This window comes from Vibrio sp. Vb1755 (assembly GCF_033338635.1).
GTDB classification, from domain to species: Bacteria; Pseudomonadota; Gammaproteobacteria; order Enterobacterales; family Vibrionaceae; genus Vibrio; species Vibrio alginolyticus.
In genome coordinates this window covers 1-1,540 of the sequence record NZ_JAWOTA010000111.1, presented here as the reverse complement: position 1 = coordinate 1,540, position 1,540 = coordinate 1, and the positions used below count along the sequence as shown (strand labels likewise).

Below are 1,540 nucleotides of genomic sequence, written 5' to 3'. Positions count from 1 at the left end.
GTCGTCGTCAAACCATCCAACCGATGGTGCAAGTTTGGTCTGGAAAAGATTGGGTACTGTTCTCGCCAAATTCAGAGCAGAAAGCCGTAAAACCTAACCTTCTTGTTTGGGATGAATCGAACGTTTCGTTACTTGACCTTGTGGGAGGTAAGAACAGCCAAGTTCATTTCTCCATGATCAAACAAGAAGTGACGCCTCAACAAGCGACAAACAACAAGGTTGAGGCCGATGGCCTGCTTAACTTATCAATCCACAGCTTGCCTCTAGAAGAGCAAGCGATGTTCAAGACCATCATGCTGATCCCAATTGGCGCATTGATCGTTGTGTTCCTGCGCGTGATTATTGGTCTTAAAACCTCTGGTACGTTCATGCCAGTACTGATTGCGGTTGCGTTCGTTCAAACGCAGCTTGTGACTGGTATTGTGGGCTTCCTATTAATTGTTGGTACAGGCTTGATCATCCGAAGTTACTTATCGCGGCTCAACTTACTTCTGGTAGCAAGGATATCCGCGGTTATTATCACAGTTATTATGATCATCTCGGTGTTCACCGTTGTAGCATTCAAGATTGGTTTGACAGAAGGTCTAACAATCACCTTCTTCCCAATGATCATCTTGTCATGGACGATCGAACGTATGTCGATTCTGTGGGAGGAAGAAGGCGCGAAAGAAGTAGCAATGCAAGGTGGTGGTTCACTACTGACTGCGGTACTGGTTTACTTGGCGATGACCAACTCGTATATCCAACACTTAACATTTAACTTTATCGGCCTACAGCTAATTGTTTTGGCGGGTATTCTATTATTAGGTACTTACACTGGTTACCGTCTAACAGAACTACGTCGTTTCAAACCGCTAGCGGAGGATTAAACGATGTTTGAACGTTACACTACGCCATCAAAACTTCGCCACAAAGGCATTATGGGCATGAACAAGCGTAACCATAGCTACATTGGTCGCTATAACGATCGCTCTAAATACCCATTGGTGGATGACAAGCTAAAAACCAAGATCATCGCTCAAGCTGCAGGGGCAACCGTCCCTGCCCTTATCGGCGTGATCCACAACCAAGCAGAAGTAAAAACCATCCACAACATGGTGAAAGACTGGCCGGGTTTTGTGATTAAGCCAGCTCAAGGCAGCGGTGGTAAAGGTATTCTGGTGGTGACATCGCATAAAGACGGTGTGTACACCAAACCTTCTGGTGCGACAATCAACAAAGAAGAAGTGGAACGCCACATCAGTAATGCACTGGCAGGGCTGTTCTCGCTCGGCGGTAAGAACGATGTTGCCGTGGTTGAGAACTTGATTAAGTTTGATGACTGCTTCGATGGTTTCAGCTACGAAGGTGTGCCAGACGTACGCATCATCGTATTTAAAGGCTACCCTGTTATGGCAATGATGCGCTGTTCTACGGCGGCGTCGGACGGTAAAGCAAACCTCCACCAAGGCGCTGTGGGCGTGGGCATTGAGATCGCCACAGGTAAAGCAATCCGAGCGGTGCAATTCGACCATCCAGTCACCCACCATCCGGATACAGG

2 protein-coding genes are annotated in these 1,540 nt (G+C 47.3%); both read left to right on the top strand.

What is annotated here, in order from left to right; translation table 11 throughout:
• A partial coding sequence (locus R7E00_RS23045) for a 7TM domain-containing protein (protein ID WP_318124547.1) occupies positions 1-869 on the top strand: 869 nt, incomplete at its 5' end.
• Positions 870-872: 3 nt separating this feature from the next.
• On the top strand, positions 873-1,540 hold a 668-nt coding region (locus tag R7E00_RS23040), incomplete at its 3' end, for an alpha-L-glutamate ligase-like protein (protein WP_318124545.1).